At 72.0% G+C, this 22,729-nt stretch carries 18 protein-coding genes, 2 tRNA genes, 1 pseudogene and 1 riboswitch; of the genes and pseudogenes, 6 read left to right on the forward strand and 15 right to left on the reverse strand.

Translation table 11 applies throughout. The features are described 5' to 3' along the window. Positions 1-8 precede the first annotated feature (8 nt). The 3 genes from IE225_RS22500 to IE225_RS22510 form a co-directional block, all read right to left on the reverse strand. Positions 9-953, reverse strand: a complete 945-nt coding sequence (locus IE225_RS22500) for an aldo/keto reductase (protein WP_190059420.1) — start codon at positions 951-953, stop codon at positions 9-11. Between the two features lie 220 nt (positions 954-1,173). Next, positions 1,174-2,217 carry a M23 family metallopeptidase gene (locus IE225_RS22505; protein WP_190059421.1) on the reverse strand — a complete coding sequence of 348 codons (1,044 nt, stop codon included), beginning with the start codon at positions 2,215-2,217 and terminating at the stop codon, positions 1,174-1,176. A gap of 11 nt (positions 2,218-2,228) precedes the next feature. Continuing rightward, a riboswitch (cyclic di-AMP (ydaO/yuaA leader) is annotated at positions 2,229-2,396 on the reverse strand. Positions 2,397-2,725: 329 nt separating this feature from the next. After that, a tRNA-Met gene (locus IE225_RS22510) sits at positions 2,726-2,799 on the reverse strand. A gap of 281 nt (positions 2,800-3,080) precedes the next feature. On the opposite strand from IE225_RS22510, the gene IE225_RS22515 reads away from it, so the two are divergent. After that, positions 3,081-4,244, forward strand: coding sequence for a dihydrofolate reductase family protein (locus IE225_RS22515; RefSeq protein WP_190059422.1), 1,164 nt, complete (start codon positions 3,081-3,083; stop codon positions 4,242-4,244). Between the two features lie 260 nt (positions 4,245-4,504). Then, positions 4,505-4,984, forward strand: a complete 480-nt coding sequence (locus tag IE225_RS22520) for a YflT domain-containing protein (protein WP_190059423.1) — start codon at positions 4,505-4,507, stop codon at positions 4,982-4,984. 212 nt (positions 4,985-5,196) lie between these two features. Here the strand turns inward: IE225_RS22520 and IE225_RS22525 are convergent. Next, positions 5,197-5,385: pseudogene (locus IE225_RS22525) on the reverse strand (hypothetical protein); the annotation flags it as partial. A gap of 80 nt (positions 5,386-5,465) precedes the next feature. Continuing rightward, positions 5,466-6,302 carry an EamA family transporter gene (locus tag IE225_RS22530; RefSeq protein WP_190059424.1) on the reverse strand — a complete coding sequence of 279 codons (837 nt, stop codon included), beginning with the start codon at positions 6,300-6,302 and terminating at the stop codon, positions 5,466-5,468. Between the two features lie 121 nt (positions 6,303-6,423). Here IE225_RS22530 and IE225_RS22535 point away from each other — a divergent pair, with 121 nt between their 5' ends. Then, positions 6,424-7,008: a helix-turn-helix domain-containing protein gene (locus tag IE225_RS22535; protein ID WP_190059425.1), complete on the forward strand. Its 585-nt coding sequence runs from the start codon at positions 6,424-6,426 to the stop codon at positions 7,006-7,008. A gap of 165 nt (positions 7,009-7,173) precedes the next feature. On the opposite strand, the gene IE225_RS22540 is transcribed toward IE225_RS22535, so the two are convergent. The 5 genes from IE225_RS22540 to IE225_RS22560 form a co-directional block, all read right to left on the reverse strand. Further along, positions 7,174-8,106 (reverse strand): SCO2400 family protein, encoded by a 933-nt coding sequence (locus tag IE225_RS22540; protein ID WP_190059426.1) that lies wholly within the window; start codon positions 8,104-8,106, stop codon positions 7,174-7,176. Between the two features lie 203 nt (positions 8,107-8,309). Beyond that, positions 8,310-8,555 carry a hypothetical protein gene (locus tag IE225_RS22545; protein WP_190059427.1) on the reverse strand — a complete coding sequence of 82 codons (246 nt, stop codon included), beginning with the start codon at positions 8,553-8,555 and terminating at the stop codon, positions 8,310-8,312. Positions 8,556-9,631: 1,076 nt separating this feature from the next. After that, on the reverse strand, positions 9,632-10,312 hold the full coding sequence (locus IE225_RS22550; RefSeq protein ID WP_190059428.1) for an ATP-binding cassette domain-containing protein: 681 nt from the start codon (positions 10,310-10,312) through the stop codon (positions 9,632-9,634). 43 nt (positions 10,313-10,355) lie between these two features. After that, positions 10,356-12,458, reverse strand: coding sequence for a bacteriocin-associated integral membrane family protein (locus IE225_RS22555; protein ID WP_190059429.1), 2,103 nt, complete (start codon positions 12,456-12,458; stop codon positions 10,356-10,358). 147 nt (positions 12,459-12,605) lie between these two features. After that, entirely contained in the window at positions 12,606-12,899 is a 294-nt protein-coding gene (locus IE225_RS22560; protein WP_190059430.1) for a lactococcin 972 family bacteriocin, read from the reverse strand. Positions 12,900-13,314: 415 nt separating this feature from the next. On the opposite strand from IE225_RS22560, the gene IE225_RS22565 reads away from it, so the two are divergent. Both IE225_RS22565 and IE225_RS33370 read left to right on the forward strand, forming a co-directional pair. Beyond that, the gene (locus IE225_RS22565; RefSeq protein ID WP_190059431.1) at positions 13,315-14,775 is read left to right on the forward strand and encodes a glycosyltransferase family 39 protein; all 1,461 of its coding nucleotides are present in this window, start codon (positions 13,315-13,317) and stop codon (positions 14,773-14,775) included. A gap of 338 nt (positions 14,776-15,113) precedes the next feature. Further along, positions 15,114-15,332, forward strand: coding sequence for a hypothetical protein (locus IE225_RS33370; RefSeq protein ID WP_373303257.1), 219 nt, complete (start codon positions 15,114-15,116; stop codon positions 15,330-15,332). Positions 15,333-15,554: 222 nt separating this feature from the next. Here IE225_RS33370 and IE225_RS22575 read toward each other — a convergent pair. The 5 genes from IE225_RS22575 to IE225_RS22595 all read right to left on the reverse strand — a co-directional run bounded on the left by IE225_RS22575 (position 15,555) and on the right by IE225_RS22595 (position 20,961). After that, a tRNA-Lys gene (locus IE225_RS22575) sits at positions 15,555-15,627 on the reverse strand. Between the two features lie 84 nt (positions 15,628-15,711). Then, positions 15,712-17,250, reverse strand: coding sequence for an amino acid permease (locus IE225_RS22580; protein ID WP_190059432.1), 1,539 nt, complete (start codon positions 17,248-17,250; stop codon positions 15,712-15,714). Between the two features lie 223 nt (positions 17,251-17,473). Further along, positions 17,474-19,588: a DEAD/DEAH box helicase gene (locus IE225_RS22585; RefSeq protein WP_190059433.1), complete on the reverse strand. Its 2,115-nt coding sequence runs from the start codon at positions 19,586-19,588 to the stop codon at positions 17,474-17,476. A gap of 422 nt (positions 19,589-20,010) precedes the next feature. Then, on the reverse strand, positions 20,011-20,529 hold the full coding sequence (locus IE225_RS22590) for a hypothetical protein (protein ID WP_190059434.1): 519 nt from the start codon (positions 20,527-20,529) through the stop codon (positions 20,011-20,013). Positions 20,530-20,610: 81 nt separating this feature from the next. Then, positions 20,611-20,961 carry a metallopeptidase family protein gene (locus IE225_RS22595; protein ID WP_190059435.1) on the reverse strand — a complete coding sequence of 117 codons (351 nt, stop codon included), beginning with the start codon at positions 20,959-20,961 and terminating at the stop codon, positions 20,611-20,613. Between the two features lie 106 nt (positions 20,962-21,067). On the opposite strand from IE225_RS22595, the gene IE225_RS22600 reads away from it, so the two are divergent. Then, positions 21,068-22,729 (forward strand): metallophosphoesterase family protein, encoded by a 1,662-nt coding sequence (locus IE225_RS22600; RefSeq protein WP_190059436.1) that lies wholly within the window; start codon positions 21,068-21,070, stop codon positions 22,727-22,729.

Raw genomic sequence — 22,729 nt, forward strand, 5'->3', positions numbered from 1 at the left:
ACCGCCGGTTACGCCGACGCCTCCGTCAGCCGCGCGACCTCGTTCTCGGTCAGCCGCAGGCCGGCGGCCTTCAGCAGCGCCGGAAGCTGCTCCACGGTCCGCGCGGAGGCGATCGGCGCGACGACCGTGGGCTGCGCGGCGAGCCAGGCGAGGGCGACGGTGGCGACCGGGACGTCGTGCGCCTGGGCGATCTCGTCGAGGGCGGTGAGGACGCGGCGGCCCCGCTCGGTCTCCAGGTACCGGGCGGCGCGGCCCGCGCGGGCGCTGTCCACCGCCGTGCCGGGCCGGTACTTGCCGGTGAGGAAGCCGGCGGCGAGCGCGAAGTACGGGAAGGCGGCCAGGCCCTCGTGCTCGGCGAGGTCGCGCAGTTCGCCCTCGTAGGTGTCGCGGGAGACGAGGTTGTAGTGCGGCTGGAGGGCGACGTACCGGGCGAGGCCCTCGCGGTCGGAGACCTCCAGGGAGGCCCGGAGGCGCTCGGCGGAGATGTTGGAGGCGGCGATGTGGCGGACCTTGCCGGCCCGCACCAGTTCGTCGAGCGCGCCGACGATCTCCTCGACGGGGGTCTCGGGCTTGTCGAAGTGCGTGTAGTACAGGTCGATGTAGTCGGTGCCCAGGCGCTTCAGGGAGGCGTCCGCGGCGGCCCTGATGGTGGCGGCGGACAGGCCCTGGTACCGCGGGTGCTGGCTGACCTTGGTGGCGATGACGACGTCGGAGCGGTTGCCGCGGGCCCTGACCCACTTGCCGATGATCGTCTCCGACTCGCCGCCCTGGTTGCCCTCGACCCAGGCGGAGTAGGAGTCGGCGGTGTCGATGAAGTTGCCGCCGGCCTCGCGGTAGGCGTCCAGGACGGCGAAGGACTGCTCCTCGTCGGCGGTCCAGCCGAAGACGTTGCCGCCGAGGGCGAGCGGGAAGACCTCGAGGTCCGTGGAACCGATCTTGCGCAGGGTGGTCATGCACTGCGTCAACGACCGCCCGGAAGAGCGCATTCCACGGGCGACCGCAAAGAACGGGTCAACCCCCGGGCGGCGCCCCGGGCGCGGTCGACCGGGGATTGAGCCGTCGGGGGTTGATCAGTCGAGGTTGATCAGTCGGTGTTGATCAGTCGGTGTTGATCAGTTGGGGTTGATCAGTTGGGGTTGATCAGTCGGAGGCCGGCCCTCGGAGGCCGGCCCGTCAGGGGTTGAGCCCCTTGCCGCGCAGCCACGCCATCGGGTCGATGCCCTCGGCCTGCCCGTTCGGGTGGACCTCCAGGTGCAGGTGCGGGCCGGTGACGTTGCCGGTGGCGCCGACCCGGCCGATCACGTCACCGGTGTTGACCTTCTGGCCGACGCTGACGCTGATCGACGACTGGTGGCAGAACCACAGCTCGGTGCCGTCGTCGAGGGTGAGGATCGTGCGGTAGCCGTAGGAGCCGGCCCAGCCGGCCTCGGTGATGGTGCCGCTGTGGATGGCCTTGATGAGGGTGCCGGTGGGCGCGGCGAAGTCGAGACCGGTGTGGTAGCCGGAGGACCACATGGAGCCGGCCTGGCCGAAGGTGGAGGTGATGGTGTACGAGGAGGTCGGCAGCGTGTACTGCTTGGCCAGCTCGGCCAGCCGCGCCTCCTCGGCCTTCTTCTCGGCCTCCGCCTCCGCCTTCTTCTTGGCGGCGGCGGCCTTGGCCTCGGCCTCCTTCGCCGCCTTGGCGGCCGCGGCGGCGGCGTCCTTCTCGGCCTGGGCGGCGGCGGCCGCGACGGCCTTGGCCTCGGCCTGGTCCTGCTGCTTCTCGGCCTGCGCCATGATGCGGGCGCGCAGCGCCTCCCCGGCGTCGGTGGCGCCCTGGTCGCTGTCGGCCTCGGTCACGCCGACGCCGCTGAGGGCGGTCGCGGAGCCCTGCGGGGCGTCGTGGGAGCCGTCGAACAGGGAGGTGACGGCGTCGACGTCGGGCAGCGAGATGGACACCGGGGGCTTGCCGGTCTGGGCGCTGGCCATGCCGCCCGCGCCGACGGCGGCGATGACGCCGACGCCGAGGACGGTGGAGCTGCGGGCGAGCCCGCCGCCGCGCTGCTTGGCGACGCGGTGCCGGCCGCGGACGGGACGGACGGACTCCTCGGTGGGGTTCCACTCCTCCCACGGGCCCTCGTCGGTGCGGGTGCCGCCGTAGGCGACCGTTTCACCGGTCTTCTGCGTGGGCAGGCTGGGCACGAAGGGGGCGCTGGGTGCAGGCCGGTTGGACGCCACGCAGGCGTACTCCTTTCCTTCCGTCTCGCCTACCGGGTTAGCTGACGGGTTCGGAGCGGGAAGGTCTCCTACGCGCGTAAACCAGCCGTTCCGGCAAGGTGCCGGCTCAGCGGTGTCCGCCCGATTCACCCCAGGGTGTGGGTCCCCGGTTCCCTTGCGGGATTCGACGCGTGCGCACGGAGCCGCCTTCTGTGACGGCTGTGACGACCGCGCTGCGTTATCGAACGTTAATAGACATCCCGCCAGGATTCCAAGCGGTTCGGCTTGATCGTTCTCACTTCTTCGCCGGGACTTACCTGGTCATCAGCGGCCGAAAACGGGCGAGTTGACCATCCGGGGCTCCTGCGGGCACATGTGACGGTGCGTCAGCTCTTGTGCGGAGGGCGCTTATTCGGTCACGTGCGGTCACGGGGCGGTCGCCGGGTGGCCACAGGCGCCCGCGGCAACCGACCCCGGAAACACCCAGGGCCGGAATCCGTAAGTCCGGATTCCGGCCCTGAGCCGTCAGTAGCGGGGACAGGATTTGAACCTGCGACCTCTGGGTTATGAGCCCAGCGAGCTACCGAGCTGCTCCACCCCGCGTCGGTGTGACTCCAGTGTACGCCATGCGCAGGACAGCCCGTGCACGGGTGGGGTCCCGGCGGCCCGGGCGGCCCGCGGACGGCCCCGCCGGTGCGGGCGGCGAAGATGGAGCAGCGCGGGCAGAACGCGCCGGCCCCCGCCTCAACCGCAGGTCGAGGCCGTCTCGGCCGCAGGTCGAGGCCGCCCTCCGGCGCAGGTCTGCTCGAAACTTGACCCGAGTCCGCCGAGCCGAATCCGCCGAGCCGGGTGCCGTCAGCCCGGTGCCGCAAGGGAGCGCGTCGATGCCGTACCCGTACGTCCTGCTGTCCGCCGCCGTCTCCCTCGACGGTCACCTCGACGACACCGGCCCCGAGCGGCTGCTGCTGTCGAGCCCGGAGGACTTCGACCGCGTCGACGAGGTACGGGCCTCGGTCGACGCCATCCTGATCGGCGCCGGCACCCTCCGCGCCGACAACCCGCGGCTGCTGGTCTACTCGCCCGAACGACGCGCCGCCCGCGTGGCCGCCGGGAAGCCGGAGTACCCGCTGAAGGTGACCGTGAGCGGCTCCGGCGACCTCGATCCGCAGGCGCAGTTCTGGCACACCGGCGGCGAGAAGGTCCTGTACACCACCGACCGCGGCGCCGAACGCGCCCGGCGCCTGGGCCCGGCCGCCGACGTCGTCCCACTCGGCACCGACCTGGACTGGCGCCTGCTGCTGGAGCACCTGCACGACGTGCGGGGAGTGCGCCGCCTGATGGTGGAGGGCGGCGGCACGATCCACACCCAACTGCTGCGGCAGGGCCTGGCCGACGAGCTGCAGCTCGTCCTCGCCCCGCTCTTCGTCGGCGACCCGGACGCGCCGCGCCTCTTCGGCCCCGGCCCCTACCCGCCCGGCCGGCTGCGGCTGCGCGAGACCCGGCAGCTCGGCGACGTCGTCCTCATGCGCTACGAGCCCACCGCCCCCGGCACCGGCCCGCTGCCCTGTGCCGCCGACCGCCACTGGCTGCGCCGCGCCTGCGAACTGGCCGCGCAGTGCCCGCCGTCCCGCACGGCGTTCAGCGTCGGCGCGGTGGTGGTCGCGGCCGACGGCACCGAACTCGCGCACGGCCACTCACGGGAGGGCGGCGACCCGGCGGTCCACGCCGAGGAGGCCGCCCTGGCCAAGCTCGCCCCGGACGACCCGCGGCTGCCCGGCGCCACGGTCTACAGCAGCCTGGAGCCCTGCGCCCACCGCTCCTCCCGCCCGGTGCCGTGCGCCCGGCTCATTCTGCGGGCGGGGGTGCGGCGGGTGGTGACGGCGTGGCGGGAGCCGGACACGTTCGTGGCGGGCGCCGACGGCAGCGGGCTGCTGGCGGCCGGGGGCGCGACCGTGGTGGTCGTACCGGAGTACGAGGTGGCGGCGAAGGAACCGAACGCGCACCTGCTGGGCGGGGAGCCGGACGGCACGGCGACTCGACAGAGTTGAGCGTGTGCGCGCCAGGGCGGCTTGTGCCGGGTGCGGAACAGGGAACAGGACGGGAGGACCGAACACCCGGCACCCGGCGCCGAGCTCCCGGGACACCGCTCGACGACGCGACGCGGGCGTGCCGGCGCTGCGGATTCCGGCTGCCGGGGGCGGCCCCACGGTTGACGCGGGGGCCGCCCGGCTGTGCGCGGCCGTGCCCCGGCGGGGAACCCGGAACGGGAGACCGACCGCACCACCCACCACGGCCGAGGAGAAAGCCCATGCCCGAGCAACTGATCCCGCCCCCGGTCGACCGCCCCGTGGTCGGTTCGTACCCGACGTACGAAGGCGCCCAGCGCGCGGTCGACTTCCTCTCCGACAGCGGCTTCCCGGTGGAGCACACCGCGATCATCGGCTCCGACCTGCGCATGGTGGAGACCGTCCTGGGCCGCCTGACCCGCGGCCGGGCCGCCCTGGCCGGCGCGGGCTCCGGCGCCTGGTTCGGCCTCCTGGTCGGCCTGCTGCTCTCCCTCTTCGTACCCGGCTCCCACAACACGCTCGCCCTGCTGCTCAGCGGCCTGCTCTACGGCGCCGTCTTCGGAGCCGTCTTCGGCTTCACCGGCCACGCCCTCACCGGCGGCCGCCACGACTTCGCCTCCCGCAGCCAGATCGTCGCCGCGCGCTACGACGTGGTCGCCGACGCGAAGGTGGCCGAGGACGCGAAGAACCTCCTGATCAAACTGGGGTGGCGCCAGTCCTGACCCGCCCGGACCCACCACCGCCCCCGTCCCGGACTCCGGACCCCTGCGGACTCTTCCGGACTCCTCCGGACTCCTCCGGGACGGGGGGCGCGCCGTGGGCGCCCCGTACGGCCTGCGCCGTGCCGGTCCGCCCACGCCCACCGTTCCTGCACCGCTCCCGCACGCAGCCGACAAGTCCGGCGCCGGACTGCGGACTCAGACGGTGGCCCGACTCAGACGGTGGCCCGGGGCTGTGCGGGGCCGAGGTGGTGCACGGCGATCTGTTCGGCGTGCGGGGCGAGGAGGCCGAGGAGCTCGTCGGCGGCGGCCTTCAGCAGGTCGCCGTCGCGCGTGGCGTGGAGGGTTTCGAGGACGAAGGCGACACGGACGGAGTCCTCGGTGACGCGGGTGCGGTGGGCGTCTCCCTGCATGGCCGTCCCCTACGTGGCTGTGGCTGCGGTTGCGGCTGTGGCTGCGGTTGCGGTGCCGGCCGCGCGGCCGCTCAGGTCAGGGCGAGGAGACTGACCGCGACGGCGGCGGCGCCCAGGCCGACGAGCTGGCCGCGGTGGATGCGTTCGGCGAGCACGCCGCGGGCCAGCAGGACCGTGCCGGCCGGGTACAGAGCGGTGATCACGGCGACGACGGCGAGGTCCCCGCTGCGGGCGGCCAGCAGGAACAGCAGGTTCGCCGCCGAGTCCAGCACGCCCGCGGCCGCCGACATCGCGTACGCGGGCCGCTCGGGGCCCAGCCGGCGGCGCACCAGCCCGGCCGCGGCCAGGGTGACGACCGAGGAGACGGCCCGGCCGACGATCAGCGGAGCCACCCCGCTGCCGGACGGCGCCTGGTGCAGGAAGACCAGTTGCAGGGCGATGGCGGCGCCCGCGCCGAAGGCCAGCAGCAGCGCCGTACGGGAGGGGCGGGCCGAGCCCGCGCCGTGTCCGGCGCTGACCAGCACCACCGCCACCAGCGCGAGCGGCAGTCCCACCAGCCCGGCGGCGGTCAGGCGCTCGCCCTGGAGCAGCCCGACGCCGACGGGCAGCACGGCGGACACCAGCGCGGTCACCGGCGACAGCACGTTCATCGGACCGATCGCCAGGGTGCGGTAGAGCAGGGCGAACGCGGCGGCCGAGGCGACACCCGACGCGGCCCCCCAGCCGAGGACCGCGGGATCGAACGAGGCGCCGAGCACCGGCCACGGCAGCAGCGCGACCGCGAGACTGGCCGGGGCCGCGACCGTCACCGTCCGCAGCACATGGGCCTTGCGGGCGCCGAGGCCGCCGAGGAAGTCGGCGCACCCGTAGGCGAGCGAGCTGCCCAGCGCCAGCAGCAGAGCGATCACGGCACATCCCTTACCATTCAACGAAACGACCGCACCGTACAACAGAACGACCGCCCGGTGTCAACCGAACGCCCGGGCGATACATTCCGGTGCTCCAGATGCGGGGTAAGGATGGTGATCGGTGACCGAGACAGCCGCGGCTTTGCGGACGGTCGCGCACAACGTGCGGGCGGCCCGCGCCCGGGCGGGCCTGTCCCTGGACGAACTCAGCAGGCGCGCCCAGGTCAGCAAGGGTGCTCTGGTGGCCCTGGAGAAGGCCCAGGGCAATCCCAACCTGGCCACCCTGGTCCGGCTGGCCGACACCCTCGGCATCTCGGTGTCCGCCCTGATGCAGGGACCGCCCGAGGGCCGCGTCCGCGTCGTGGCCGCCGACGCCGTGGCCCCCCTGTGGACCGGAGAGCGGGGCAGCGAGGCCCGGCTCATGCTGACGACCTCGGGCCCCGCCCCCGTCGAGGTCTGGCGCTGGCGGCTGGAACCGGACGAGGAATACCGCAGCCATCCCCACCAGGCCGGAGTCGTGGAGACCGTCAGCGTCACCTCCGGCCGGATGACCCTGGTCGTCGACGGCGCCGAGCACCCCGTCGAAGCCGGCCAGACCGCCACGTTCGACGGCGACACCCCGCACGCCTACCGCGGCGCGGGCACCGAGCCCTGCCACCTGGTCCTGACGGTCCACCTGCCGCCCGGGCCCGCCTCCACACCCTGACCCGCGCGCCGTCTCCTCCGCGCCTTCCAGAGTGCGGTTCCGGGTGTAGTTCCGGGCGTGGGGGTGGAGGCCGTTGCGCACGGGCCGACCCGGGGCTCGCGAACCCCGCTCCCGATCCGGGGCCGGGGCGGCCGGGAACGGCCGGGCGGCCGGGCGCAGGCGTCGTCAGCTGAGGCACAGCCCGAGCAGGCAGACCTCCGTCGGCGACGTCGACACCAGCGCGGGAGCGGTCCGGGACGTGCCCGAGTCCGTGCCGCCGCCGGGCGCGGACGCCGGCGGCTGTTCCGCCGGCGCGTCGGAGCGTTCGGGGGCCGTGTCGCCGGCGGCCGACCCAATGCTCTGCTGCTGCGGGGCCGGTGCCGCGGCCGGGCGGGCAGGAGCCGCGGCGTCCGGTCGGGCGGCCGGCGCCGTCGTGCGGGGCGGGGCCGCGAGGGACTGCTGTCGCGGAGCGTTGGCCGCCGGCGTCGTCGCCGTCGGCTGCGGCGGCGACTGAGGCTGCGACTGAGACGGGGTGTGGGACGGGGTGTGAGACGCCCGGTGGGTGGGCTGCGCGGTCGCCCGTGCCGATGCCGGACGGTCCTGCTCAGGCGCCTGCTCCTCCACGGCGCCCATGCTCCGGTCGTCCGTCGCCACCGCCGCCTCCGCCCGTTCGGTGGAGTGCCGGTCCATCAGGGAAACGGTCAGGCCGCCTCCGACGAGCGCGACGGCGCTCGCGACCGCCGCCCGGCGCTTGTTCTTCTTCCAGCGGGCCAGCTGGCGCCGACGTGCCGCCCGCCCCGGCCCCGCGGGCGGCAGGGACTCGGCGTCGGTGGCGGCATGCGGGGCCACGTCCGTGGTGGCGCCGTCCTCCGCCTCGTCGTCCTGGAGCGTGCCGTGCCCTGACGTGCCGGTGGCCGTGGTGTCCCGCTGAGCCGTGATGTCCCGCTGAGCCGTGATGTCCCGGTGAGCCGTGGTGGCCGGTGCGGCGCTCGTCTCTGCCGAGGCCGACCCGCTGCGGCCGCCGACCATGGGCGGGGCGATGTCCGGGGCGTAGGCGCCGCACCCGGGGCACACCAGGGCGCCGTTGAGATACCGACGGCATGAGGAGCAGTAATCCATCTGCGGTTTTCCGGTCTTCCTGGTTCAACGCGCCGTCGGCCCGCCCGGGCCACGGCCTGGTCCACGTTCGCACGGGGGTGTGAGCAGCCAGTCAGGCTAACGAGGCCTTCGAAAGGCCGTGTGCAGCCCGAGTGATGCTCCTGCGTGGATTCCTTGGGCGAGAAGGGGACGGGCGGCATATCCGTGCCGAGTCCACCCGTGGCCTACGACGGCGCCCCGTGCCATTCCGGTCGGCCTGCCGCAAAGGCTCCGGTGCCGCCGTCCCGGCCATGGCCTTGTCCGGTCGCATTCCATCCGGTCAGCAGTTCTGCCGCCCGGTGCCGCGTGCGTTCGGCCGCCAGTTGCGCTTCGACAACCACGTCACCGCGTTCGCGTAGCAGGTCCTCATAGATCGGCGGGTGATCGTCACGGATCGGCGAGTGGTCGTTTTCAGTGGAGATCTGTGTCACAGTCGGCCCTTCGGCTGCCGCGTCACTTCCCTGCGGGAGGAGCGGCGAGGATGACTCGTACGGCGTGGGTCGGACGGCATGGGTCGGACGGCATGGGTCGGACGGCATGGGTCGGACGGCATGGGTCGGACGGCATGGGTTCATGGCGGCCGGGAGACCGTGATCGAGGACAACGTGTGGCCCCTCCGTGTCCGTCGTGGATATGTCCTGCACCCACCGGTCCGGCCAGTCCGCCGTTCCCCGCACGAATCCGACGCACGCATGCACATGGTTCGCGTCGAGCGGGAACAGCAGGTTCCGCGGACCCGGCAAACCTGCCGCGATGCCGGCAACCGTACGGACGGCGGGGGCGGTGCGCCGCGGGGCGGCCCGGCAGCGCACGGAACGGCCCGGCCCGATGGCTTCTGGCGTGCCTGCCATGCCCGGAATTCGGGAACCAGGTCGAGGTTGCTCACAGGAAATCCGATCTGACGCAGTGCCATGTCGGCGCAGGCGCGCCAGGGCTCAGAAATCCAGCCGCGGCCGCCGCCTCTCTTCTCCCTGCTTCTGCGTCGTGCGTGCGCCGCAGCGTTACGCCGCCGCCGCGATGCCCCACATAAGGCTTCCTATTCAGCCATTTACCCAAATGTCCGCACGCCAGAGCATTTTTGGACCGGCCGGAATGGGTGGTTCGGGCACGCCGTCACGGTTCTCGCCCGGCGATGTTCGCACAATCCGTGACCGAGCCGCGAAGAACTCCGGCGATTTTCTTCACGAGGGTGCCGATTCCGCAACCGTCGCCGTCGGTCCGTGACGCCCGCCGCCGACACGCCACCATCTGCCGGGCCGCCCTTCGCCTCACGAGCGTCTCCGCCCGGTCCGCGAGGTGATCCGGAAGGAACGGCCCAGGACATCACCTGGCTCGCCGGCCCGAACGTCCGCTCGGGCATCACCCAGGCATCGCTCGCGCAGACCCCCCGAAGCAGACCCCCGAAAGCGAGCAGCGCCCGAGCCGGCCGAAGCCGACCCGAGCGCTGCACCGCGGCGGAAGGCGATGCCCGCCGAAGCCCGTGCTCCGGACGACGGCGGGCTGACGGTCAGGTGGTGCGGAGGGCGGCGGTCGGTCGCTGCGGCTCACGATCGTTCTCACCCAGGGCGAACACCCTGTCGCATTGCTCGCGAACGGAGGTGCTGTGGGTGGCGATGACGACAGCGCATCCGGCCTCGCTCATTGCGCGGAGAACATCGACGACCATGTTCGCGTTGGCTTCGTCGAGGGCACCGGTCGGCTCGTCCGCGAGCACCAGAGCGGGCCGCTTGACCATGAGCCGGGCGAGGGCCACACGCTGCTGTTCCCCGCCACTGAGATGGTGGATGGTCTCCTTCTCCCTGCCGCTCAGGCCCACCCGGTCCAAAGCCTCGGCGATGGTCGTGCCCGGCTGGTCCCGCGTGGACCGGCGCGGTTTCACGGCCACCTTGAGGTTCTCGGAAACGGTCGCGTTCTCGATCAGCGCGTAGTTTTGGAACAGGTAGCCGAGTACGTCACGGCGGAAGCCACGGATTTCACGCCGGCTGAATCGGGTGATGTCCTTGCCCTCGTGGCGCACCGTCCCTGTGCTCGGCTTGTCCAGCAGACCGAGGCAGTTGAGAAGGGTGGACTTGCCCGAACCGCTGGGCCCGACGAGGGCCAGCATCTCGCCACGGCTGATGGTGAAGGTGACATCGGACCACAGGGTCCGGGAACCGTAGGACTTCGAGAGATTCTCGATATCGATCACGACAGTGCTCCTGCTGAGGGGAAGGGGATCGCAGGTACGGGCCTTACGCCTCGGTCGCCCCTTCCCTGACGATACGACCGTGGAAAATGGCGAGGGCAAGGAGCACAGCGCCGAATTCGACGGCCACGAGCCCAGCGATGATGCCCAGATCCAGTCCGGTGAGCTCGACAAGCGGCCGGGAAAGGGGGGCACCGGACGCGGCGATCCGTTCCAGGTCCTTGTTCCGCAGCCACGTTTCGAAGGGAACCCGGGTGGCCAGGAGGAACGCGATGGCCGCCTCCACGCCGAGGATGAACCGGTGGGTGGTCACGTACCGCCACCCATTGATGTGCTGCGCGAAGATGGCCTGGGAGTTCTTGCGCGCGTAGATGACGCAGATGCCGACGCCGGCGATGAGGAGGACGGTCACCGTCAGCGCGAGATTGAAGAGCTGCACCCGGAACTCGGTGACCACCTCCCTCGTCTTCAGCGCGGAGTTCTGAGCGACGGGGCGTAGCGCCACGACGTAGACACCCAGCCTGTTCCCCTGAATGGCCCTCACGACGTCGTCGGGGTCGGGGAAGACGATTCCCTCCTGCGCGGCGAACGTGGTGTAGCCGTCGTCGGACACGAAGTGTGAGCCGTTGGGCACCACTACAAGGACCGGGTCCCGTACAAGGGAGCGGTCCTCCTTCTGGCTGTGCGCCGCGTTGTAGACCTGGTTTCCGGGGTTGTAGGTGAAGATGCTCTGGCCGCTCTTGGCAGGGAGCGTTTCCAGTTGGGTGCGGGGGTCGAAATCCGATGCCAGCACTCCGGTGACCGCCGTGGTGAGGGCCGCCTCATGTGTGCGGAGGGACTCGGGAACGATGAGCCGTACCCGGTCGGCCTTTGCGGCCTTGCCGTTGCGATCCACGGGGGTGTAGCGCTGTCCCGTCGGGTCGAGGACGGGCTGTTCAGCGAGGAAGGTTTCGTTCACGACGAGGACTTCCCCCGGCGGGAGGTGTGAACCCGGTGCCAGACTCTGAAGGTCTCGGCGCCCGGCGAGAATGACCTCCCCGTTGCTGTCGGCCCGGCGCAGCCAAGGGCCGATCTCCTCGATCACCCTCTCCTTCTCTCCGGAGAGGCCTCCGTTGAGGCGGATGGTGACGGCATCGCCCGCCTCGGCGTAGGCCGCCCGGTTCTCCTGGCGCGTCTCCATGTCCCTGCCCACCGCCGCGACGTCGGTGGCGGCACTGAGTGCGAGCAGCAGAGCGGGAATGCGCACCAGGTACACGCCGACGGATGCCGCCCGGGCGGGCAGGGCACCCTTCACCGCTCGCAGTACGTCGACCTTGAACGTCAGGGCGATCACAGCCGCATGAGCGGCCAGCACGAGGAGGAGGAGCACTCCGGCCAGGACGGCGGCCAGGGCGGCGAAGAGGGAGAGCCAGGCGAAGCCGTTGTAGAAGCCGAGGAAGGTGAGTGCCACCGCGGTCACGGCACCGAGCGCCACCGCCCAGGGCGCCAGCAATTGCCTCAGGTCACGGACGAGGAGATCCACCAGGGAGAAGCCCTGCAACCGCAGGATCCCGTAGGTCCTCGCGGACAGCAGCACACTCGCGCCGGTCAGGGTCACCGCGGCGAGAGCGATCACCCAGAAGGACCAGTACATGACGCTGTTGGAGTAGGCGGTCGCCAGTTCGCCGTACGAGAGCGGGTGGGACACGTCTGCCCGCAGACCGAGGTCGGAGAACTCCGCAACCAGCGAGTCCGCGGCCTCCGGCGGCCCGAACACGTAGTAGTGGCCGCGCGGATCACGCTGTCCGATGTCGGCGATCGGGTGCACGTCCGTGGTGATGTTCGAACTGAAGGCCGGGTAGCCCTCGTTCAGCCAGGCGCCGGCACCGGACGGGTCTCCGCCCGCGGCCATGTACAGATGGCGGCGGCCATCGGGTTCCCTCAGGTCGGGCACCTCACGAGCCACCGTGACGCCGTGCTCCTCGGCGAACGACGCGATCGACCGGGCGACCTGGGCACCACTCGCCGAATCCTCGGAGTCGAAGACGAAGATCACGGCCGAGTTGCCCAGCACTCCGTCCTCGTCCAGTTCCCGGACGAACAGGAACGCCAGTACCGCGGCGAAGGACAGCACGGCGATGTGGACGAACTTGATACCCCGGTGCAGCATCGGCTTCCTATGTCGGACCACTGGATCGGGCCTGCGAGACTGCCCGGGATCGGCGAGGTGTGAGGGGAGAGAGACGGCGGACGGCGGGGAAAGAACCCCCGTGAGCCCCGGTGACATCGGCACCGGGGCTCGCAGGAGTATGCGGGATCAGCGCGTGCAGCCCTTGTCCCAGTAGGCTTTGCCCGTACCGCCGTTGAGTTCCGCCGACGCCAGGGCCCACGGGCCGGGCGCGGTGCAGCCGCTGTAGGACCAGTAGTCACCGTCGGCCGAGGACGAGTGGTTCACGGTGGCGTGCTTGTAGTTCGACCAGACGCTGCAGCAGCCGGTGCCGTACGACCACTGACCGCCGCCCACGTCGACGGAGGCCACCGCCGGAGCAGCGGCCGCCACGCTGAGGGCGACACTCGCGAACACGACCTTGAGCACGTTCTTCGGTCTCAAAACTGGACTCCCAGTCCTTAGGGGAGGGCGCACGGCGCGCACCCCCAACGGATCAAGAGTCTGACCGCGCGAAATGATCTTCGATAGCCGCGCATCATGTGACGCGCACCACAGATACGATCTTCAGCCAAAATGAAGACGGACGTCCGCCATGGTTTCGCCTGTCCGTCCATCTGTCCGGGTCACGCGCGTTCCGGTTCGCCCCAAGTGCGGGATGCAGAAGTGGTCTTGCCTCCCTGGGCAAGGGTTGTCGCCCGTTCACGGACCGCGCAGACTGGCCCGGCCATCACGTCGGTGTGATCGTTCGTCAACTCGTCTTCGGCCCCCACGGTCGCCGGCCCGACGACATTCCCGCTGACGCCCATCCGTCGCTGACCACGGTCCGCGCTTCTCACGTCGGGTCCTGAAAAACTCCATGAATCCCCCCATATCCGCTCTGCGGCACCGCCTGCCCATCTGGCTGATACCCGTCCTGTGGACCATTGCCCTCGGCTTGTGGGGTTTGTCCCGCCGGCACAGCGTCTGGCGGGACGAGGCGGCGACCTGGCAGGTGGCCGAGCGGTCAACTGCCCAGATATGGCACCTGCTCGGGCAGGTCGACGCCGTTCACGGGCTCTACTACCTGCTCATGCACGGCCTTTTCGCATGCTTCGGCCCCAGTACGACGACGCTGAGGCTGCCGTCGGTCCTCGCCATGGCGGTAGCGGCAGGGTGCGTGGCCGTCATCGGCCGTCGACTGGCTGGTGGCCGGGCCGGCCTGGGAGGCGGCCTGGCGTTCGGGCTGCTGCCGGCCGTGCAGTTCCAGTTGCAGGAAGGCCGCCCGTACGCGCTCGTCACGGCCGGGGCAGGGATTTCGACACTCCTGCTGGTGACCGCGCTCACCGGCCGGCGTCACGGACTGGCGCTCTGGGCGGCGTACGGGGGCACCGTACTGGTCTGCGGACTGCTGAACTGGTTGTCGCTCCTGCTCCTGCCCGCTCACCTGGCGACCCTGGTGTGGAGGCGGTCCGGGCGCGGACTGTGGACACGCTGGGCGGTGGCCTCCGCGGTCGGCACGGCGTGTGTACTGCCACTGATCCTCTTCACCCGGAGCCAGTCGCGCCAGGTGTCCTGGATACCGCCGTTGTCGTGGCACATGCTGATCGGCCCGGCGGTTCTGTGGGCGATCGGCGGTCTCGGAGCGCTGACGGACCGGCGGCAGGGAAGCGGCCCGTCCGCCGCGGCCGTCGGGTTCCCCCTTCTGGCGGTGCCGCAGATCGCCCTGATCGGCATCTCGCTGATCCGGCCCATGTTTCTGGAGCGCTACGTTCTCTTCAGCTACCTGGGCCTGGCCCTGCTGATCGGTACCGCGCTGGGCACCGTGGTGCGAGCGGCGACGCCGAGGTTTCCCAGAGCCTCGGTGTGCGTGCTCCCTGTGGTGCTGATCGTGGCGACGGTGGCACTGCTGCCGCAGTCGCTGGCCAAGCGGTCCCCATCGAGCCGGGTGGACGACGTCCTGGCGATCGCGTCGAAGGTGCGGCGGCTCAAGCGGCCCGGCGACGGCGTGCTCTTCGTGCCGGCCGCGCGGCGCGACACCAAGTCGGTCTCCCCCGACGCCTTCACCGACCTCAGGGACATCGCGCTGACGGAGAGTCCGGAAGCGTCCGGAACGCTCAAGGGCGTGGAGGCCGCCCCTGCGCGGATCCGCGCCGCGATGCTTGCACAGACGGAGATCCTGCTGGTCACGGATGCCCCGAGGGCCGCGACGCCCGTGACGTCCGCCCGGGACAAGGCGAAGCTCTCCGTGCTGGACGAACACTTCAGGGCAGTGGCGGACGAGCAGGTCCGCGGCCGACGGGTGACGGTGTACCGGAGGCTCGGAACCACCGGACCCTGAGCCGGCCCCGCCGCCGGCCGCACAAGCGCTCCACGAGGGCACGGAGGCACGGAGACACGGAGGGCGCCATGGAGACGGGGAAACGTCGTCCTTGCCGCGAGGCTTCGTCCATACCGCCCTTCGCGTCGGGGACACGGTGCGCCGCCCCCGTGCACCGTGCTTCGTGCTCCGTGCTCCGTGCTCCGCACGAGGTTGATCCGCTTGTCGGCGGTCGTGTTGTTCCACCCGCATGGGCGGGGGCGGCGGTCAGGGAGTCCGGCAAGCGCCCCAAGCCGCTCCTCCGGACCGATGAACGGGTACGGCGTTGGCGCGAGACGGGAGAGGTCCCAGGCCCGGTCATGGTCTGGACTCCGCAGCAGTCCGGCACCTTCCTCGACGCCGCCGAGGATGACCGGTTGTACGCGATCTTCCACCCGATGGGAACCTGCGGCCTCCGTCGCGGCGAGGCGGTCGGCCAGGACTGGCACGAGATCGACCTCGGCGCCGGCCTCATCACTCCAGCCAAGGAGATCGTGCATCACGCCGACCTCGGACCCGTACACGAGTCTGCTCCCTGAGCCGGACCGTGAGATCGCCGAGAAGGCAGCGAAGCCGATCCCTCGGTCTCGTCCGGCAACTGCCGAACCGTCCGCCCCGAGCCCGGCGGGTCCGCCGGCCACGGGCACATCCGCTCACGCATCGCTCACGCACGGGCCCGAAAAGAAGCGGCGCCCGAGCCGACCGCTGCCGACCCGGGCGCTGCATAGCAGGTCAGAGGGGTACCTCCTCCCCCGCAACCGTAGGCCCTGTGGGACTCGAACCCACAACCAATGGATTAAAAGTCCACTGCTCTGCCAATTGAGCTAAGGGCCCGGGACGACACGACGAGTACGTCGGTGCCGCCTCCCCGAGCATAGCCGGAGTGAGCCGGGTCTCCGATCGGGTATCGGGGATGTGTCACGGATCCGCCGGTTCCGGCGCGCCCGCGCGGGCGGCCTCGCGGGCGCGGGTGCGGGCGTGGGCGGGGTTGAGGAACCAGTGCCGGGCGGAGGCCAGCCACCACACGGCGGCGAAGCCGAGGACGACAAGGACGGCGACGGGGGCGTAGTTGAAGGTCTCCCAGGTGACCGGGGAGACCTGCGGCAGCATGAACAGGACGGTGATCACGCCGACCCAGGCCACCGCCACCACGCCGACCGCCCGCGACCAGCGCCCCAGGTGCCACGGCCCGCGCGCGAACGCGGCGCCCCGGCGCAGCCGCAGCAGGGTCGGCACGACGTAGGCGAGGTACAGGCCGATCACCGCGATCGACGTCACCGCCGCGTACGCCGTGACGTTGATCAGGTACGGCAGCCCCAGCGCCAGCGCGCCCGCCGCGGCCAGCCACACCGCGGCCACCGGCGTGCGGGTGCGCGGGCTGACGGTGTGCCAGACGTGCGAGAAGGGCAGCGCGCCGTCGCGCGAGAAGGCGTAGATCATGCGGCTGTTGGCGGTGACGGAGGCCATGCCGCAGAAGAGCTGGGCGCCGATCACGACGAGCAGCAGCAGCTTGCCGGCGGTGGCGCCGAGCGCGTCCAGGAGGATCTGGGCGGGCGGCGCACCGGTGGCGGAGCCGAGCTCCCCGTCGTACGACTGGATCGCGAAGGTGAAGCCGAGCAGCAGCACGAAGCCGGCGATCCACGACGTCCAGATCGAGCGGACGATGCCCCGCGGGCCGGCCGTGGCGGCGTCGTGGGTCTCCTCGGTCATGTGGGCGGAGGCGTCGTAGCCGGTGAAGGTGTACTGCGCCATCAGCAGGCCGAGCAGGACGACGTACGGCCCGCTGCCCCAGCCGGTGTTGTTGACGAACTCCCCGAACACGAACGACGCCGGCTGGTGGTGGTCGGGGACGAACGCCAACGCGCCGACGATCACCGCCACGCCCAGCACGTGCCACCACACGCTCACGCTGTTCAGGGCGGCGACGATGCGCACGCCGAAGGTGTTCAGCAGGCCGTGCAGCAGCAGGATCCCGGCGAACAGCAGGATCGTGCGGCCGGGCGTCACCCGGAAGCCGAACTGCAGGTTCAGATAGGCGCCGAGGAAGGAGGCCGCGCCGAAGTCGATGCCCGCGGTGACCGCCACCTGGCCGAGCACGTTGAACCAGCCCGTGAACCACGCCCAGGCCGCCGCCGACCGCTCCGGCGCCAGCCGGTGCGCCCAGAAGTACAGGCCCGCCGAGGTCGGGTACGCGGAGCAGATCTCGGCCATGGACAGGCCGACGAACAGGGTCATCAGGCCGACCGCGACCCAGCCCCAGGTGATCACGGCGGGTCCGCCGGTGTTCATGCCGAACAGGTAGAGGGTCAGGCAGCCGGACAGCACCGAGATGATCGTGAAGGAGACCGCGTAGTTGGAGAACGCGGACATGCGGCGGGCGAGCACCTGGGTGTACCCGAGCTGCGCCAGCCGTTCCTCGTCCGACAGCCCCCGCGGTGTGGCGTCGTCATCCGTCATGCCCCCAGCGATTCCCTCGTCGAGAGCATGACATGCGTCACATCATGGCCGGAAAGCGGTCCGTGGCCCGTTGCACGCGCGAGGGCCCGTACGACGGGAGGTCGTACGGGCCCTCGGAGCTGCCGTGTCCGGACTGCCGTCACCGCTTCCGGATCGCTGTCCTCAGCTCACTGCTTACGGCTCACTGCTTCCAGCGCGCTACTTCCCGCGCACCGCTTCCGGTTCAGCCGTTGCGCTTCCAGCGCGGCTTGTCCTCGCGGCGGCCGAAGGAACCGGTGCCGCGGTGGTGGTCGTCACGGCGACCGTACGGGCGCTCGTGGCTGCCGGCCCGGAAGCCGGGGCGGTCGCCCTGGCGGTCGCGGTTGAACGGGCGGTCGCTGCCGCGGTGCCCGCCCCGGTCGTCCCGGCGGAAGCCGCGGTCCTCACGGCGCTCGAAGGAGCGCCCGCCCCGGTCCCGGTCGAACGGACGGCGGTCGTCCCGGCGGAAGCCGCCCCGGTCGCCGTCCCGCCGGTCGTAACCGCGGCCACCGCGGTCCCGGTCGAACGGGCGGCGGTCGTCGCGGCGGTCCTCACGCCGGTCGTCCCGGCGGAAGCCACCCCGGTCACCGCCCCGGTCGCCGTCCCGCCGGTCGTAGGAACGGCCGCCGCGATCCCGGTCGTATCCACCGCGGTCCCGGTCGTATCCGCCGCGATCGCCGCGCTCCCGGCGCTCGTACGACGACTCGGCCGCCGCACGGCCCGTGCGCTCGGCGCGGTCCGTGCGCTCGGCGCGCTCGGTCCGCTCGGCGCGGTCCACCGCCTCCGCCACGGACTGCTCCGGCAGGGAGATCGCGGCCGGCGCGGCGTCGGCCGGCGCGCGGGACCCAGCGATCGCCGCCGCCGGGTCCTCGCCGCGCTCGCGGGCGACGCGGGCGAGCAGCCGATCGGCCTCCTCGCGCAGCTCGGCGGCGCGCCGCTGGGCGCGCTCCAGGCGCTGGGCGAGCTCGGCGACCTCGCGTTCGGCCTGCTGGGCGGCGTTCCCGGCGGACTCGGCCTGCACCTCGGTCATGGAGCGGGCGCCGGTGATCTCGGCGACCTCCGGGTCGAAGACGGCGCCGGTCTGGATGACGTGGCGGGAGGCGTCCACGCCGGCGTCCTCCATCAGGCGGAAGATCTGCCGCCGCTGGTGCGGGAGGGCGAGGGAGACGACGGTGCCGGTGCGGCCGGCGCGCGCGGTGCGGCCGGCGCGGTGCAGGTAGTCCTTGTGGTCACCGGCCGGGTCCACGTTCAGGACGAGGTCGATGCCGTCGACGTGGATACCGCGGGCGGCGACGTCGGTGGCGACCAGGACGTTGACGTACCCCTCCTTGAAGTCGGCCAGGGTGCGGGTGCGGGCGCCCTGCGTCATGCCGCCGTGCAGCGCCTCCGCCTTCACACCGGCGTCGCGCAGCTGCTCGGCGACGCGGTCGGCGCCCAGCTGGGTGCGCACGAAGACGATCGTGCGGCCCTTGCGGGAGGCGATGGCCGCGGTGACCGGCGCCTTGTCCTTGGGCTTCACGATGAGGACGTGGTGGGACATGGTCGTCACCGCGCCCTGCGCCGCGTCGACCTCGTGGGCGACGGGGTCGGTGAGGTAGCGGTCGACGAGGGTCTGGATCTCGTCCTCCATCGTCGCGGAGAACAGCATCCGCTGGCCGCCCGCCGGGATCTGGTCGAGCAGCTCGGTGACCTCGGGCAGGAAGCCCAGGTCGGCCATCTGGTCGGCCTCGTCGAGCACGGCGATCCGCACGGCCTCGAGCGAGCAGGCGCCGCGGTTGATGATGTCGCGCAGGCGGCCCGGGGTGGCGACGAGGATGTCGACGCCCTTCTCCAGGGCGTAGATCTGGTTGCCCATGGAGGTGCCGCCGCACACCACCTTCATGCGCAGGCCGAGCACGTCGCCGTAGGGCTGGAGCGCGTCGGCGACCTGCATGGCCAGCTCGCGGGTCGGGGTGAGGATGACCGCGCGGGGCTTCTTCCTCTCGGTGCGGCCGCCGGCCAGCGTGGCCAGCGTGGGCAGGCCGAAGGAGAGGGTCTTGCCGGAGCCGGTGCGGCCGCGGCCCAGGATGTCCTTGCCGGCCAGGGCGTCCGGGATGGTCGCGGCCTGGATCGGGAAGGGGGTGGTCACGCCGTTCTGCGCGAGCTTGCGCACGACGCCCTCGGGCAGCCCCAGGTCGGCGAAGGTGATCCGGGGGGTCTCCGTGACCTCGGCGGCCCCGGTGGCCTCAGCGGCCTCAGCGGCCTCAGCGGCCTGGAGAGTCTTGACGGCGTCCGTGGCCGTCTCGGGCACGACGACGTGATCGGTGCTGGTTACAGACATGCGAATGCGAATACCTTCCGGAGTCTCATCGGCACGCGCCCGTCAACTCCGTGATCGCAATTACGCTTTCGACCGCCTCGATGCGGTTCGCCACGGCACAGGAAGGTACGCGCCCCCACGGCGCACTCCTCTACGGCGCCGGGCACATGAGATCAAACGATCTGCCACCATACGCACCTCATGCCCCGGAGGGCAAACCGACGTACGTCACACCCGATGACGCCACGGTCGGACAGGCCACATCCCGGGTCCCGGGGCCCGGCACGCCGCACCTGGGCACACCGTGTTCGGGCACGTCACGCCCAATACGTCACATCCGGCGCATCGCATCCGGCGCCCGCGCCCAACCCCTACGCCCGTGCCCCGGCCCGCAGCCCCGGCCCGCGCCGGGCAGGCTCACGCCGGGCCGGCCGCGGCCTCGCCTACTCGTGCGCCGAGGACGACGGCTGCGGGTCCGTCGGCTCCGGCGACGGGGGCGGCGGCGCGGGGGCCGTGGTACTGGAGTCCGGGGCCGGCGTGCGCGGCGGCGTCGGACCTTCCCCGGTCGGCGAGGGCCGCCCCGGACCGTCCTGCCCCGGCCCGCCCTGCTTCCCCTCGTCCGTTCCGCCGCCCGGCCCCTGCTTCTCCTTCTCCTTCTTCCCCGGCGCCGAGGGCGGCGCGCTGTCCCCGGGCCGTGCCGAGGCCGACGCCGGCTCCTTCTCGCCGGGCCTGTTCTTCTTGCCGTGCCCGCGCTTGCCGTCGCCCTCCCGGCCGCCGTACGCGAGGCCGCCGCCGGAGACCGCCGCGCCTCCCTCCGGCACCTCGCCGCCCCGCCGTCCCGCCGAGTGGGACGGGCTCACCGGTCCGCCGTGCTCGTCGTCGCCCACGCTCATGCAGCCGGCGGCAGCGGCGACCGCCAGGGCCGCGGCGGCGAGACGGACGGGTACGTACAAGGGGCGCACGGGAGCCACCTCCGGGGTGAGGACGTCAACGTGCTCAACTCCCGCCGCCCGCAACAGGACACGCGCGCGGCCCGGACGCGCCTACCCGTACCCCAGGGCGTGCAGCCGCGCGTCGTCGATGCCGAAGTGGTGCGCGATCTCGTGCACCACCGTCACCTCCGTCTCCGTGACGACGTCCTCCCGCGTCTCGCACATCCGCAGCGTCGGCCCCCGGTAGATCGTGATGCGGTCCGGCAGCACGCCCGCGTACCACTCGCCGCGCTCGGTCAGCGGTGTGCCCTCGTACAGGCCGAGCAGCTCGGGATCGTCGGCGGGCGGTTCGTCCTCGACGAACACCGCGACGTTGTCCATCAGCCGCGTCAGCTCCGGCGGGATCCGGTCGAGGGCCTCGGCGACCAATTCCTCGAACTCCTCGCGCGTCATCTCCAGCACACGGCCATTGTCCGGCACGGAACAGTCGTACGAGAGTGGTCCGTGGTCCCGTGTGCCGCACGCAGCGGTCCGCATGGCCCGGGCCGTACCTGGGCAGAGGGGACCAATGGCCCGCGTCCCCGTCGCACGCCTGTACCGCACCATGAGCAAGAAGAGCACCGCACCGCCCCGCCCCCGGCGCCTGCGCCGCAACCGGCCGGCGCCTCTCGAACTCGCCCCGCGGCCGCGCCCCTGGGCCGGCGTCCTGGGCCTGGTCGGCGTCGTCCTGCTCGGCGCCTGGCTGGGCCTGCTCGTGGTGGGCAACGTACGGGTCCCGGTCGGGCCGATGGACACCACCATGGCCCTGCGCCCGTCCCTCACCGGCGGCACCAAGATCAACGTCTCGCCGCTGGGCGCGCTCCGCCTCGACAGCCACCACGCCCCCGTCCGCCTCGACGTCAACGTCGACCAGCTCGACCCGGCCCGCTCCCAGGCCCTCGTCGACCACCCCGACCGGATCTCCGGCCTCCAGGACGAGGTCATCCGGGACATCGAGCACGGCACCCTCGATCTGGCGCTGCGCTCCTGCGTCGCCGTCGTCACCGGCGCCACCGCCCTCGGCCTGGCCGTCTACCGCCGCCCCCGCCGCGCTCTCGCCGCCGGTGGCCTCGCCCTCACCCTGCTCGCCGCGTCCGGCGGCACGGCGTACGCCACCTGGAACCCGAACTCCGTCCTGGAGCCGAAGTTCTCCGGCCTGCTCTCCTCCGCCCCGTCCCTGGTCGGCAACGCCCGCAGCATCGTCACCGAGTTCGACGTCTACCAGAAGGAGCTGGCGCGCCTGGTGACGAACGTGACCAAGCTCTACGACGTCACCTCGACGCTGCCCGCCTACTCCCCCGACCCGACGACCATCCGCGTCCTGCACGTCTCCGACATCCACCTCAACCCGGCGAGCTGGAAGATCGTCGCCTCGCTGGTACGGCAGTACAAGGTGAGCGTCATCGTCGACACCGGCGACACCATGGACCACGGCACGGCCGCCGAGAACGGCTTCCTCGACCCCGTCGAGGACCTCGGCGCGCCCTACGTGTGGGTGCGTGGCAACCACGACTCCACGCTCACCCAGCGCTACCTGGAGCACATGAAGAACGTGCACGTCCTGGACGGCGGCCGCGCCGAGACCGTGGCGGGCCTGCGCTTCGCCGGCATCGGCGACCCCCAGTTCACCCCCGACCGCTCCGTCGCGCCCGGCGGCGACGCGGCCGAGCGGATGGCCGGCGACCGCCTGGCCTCGGCCCTGCGCGACCAGCGGGCCAAGGGCACGCCGGTCGACGTCGCCCTCGCCCACGAACCCGTGGCGGCCCGCGAGACGGACGGCGAGGTACCGCTGGTGCTGTGCGGCCACCTGCACCACGAGGGCACGGAGATGCTGAAGTACGGCACCCGGCTGCGCATGGAGGGCTCGACGGGCGGCAGCGGTCTGCGCGCGGTGGAGCACAAGTACCCCGCCCCGATCGAGGCGTCGATCCTCTACTTCGACCGGGACACCCGCCGCCTCCAGGCCTGGGACGCGATCAAACTGGGCGGCCTGGGCCAGACGACGGCGGAGGTCAGCCGCCACCTCCCCGAGGACAACCAGCCCGGCGCCTCCCCCTCCCCGGCGGGAGGCTCTCCCTCCGCCTCGGGAAGTCCTTCCTCCGCGTCTCCTTCCGCCTCGGGAGGCTCTCCCTCCTCGTCCCCCTCCGTCGCGGGCAGCCCGTCCTCGCCGTCCCCCTCCTCCGGCCCGTAA

This window comes from Streptomyces echinoruber, assembly GCF_014651135.1.
Lineage (GTDB): Bacteria > Actinomycetota > Actinomycetes > Streptomycetales > Streptomycetaceae > Streptomyces > Streptomyces echinoruber.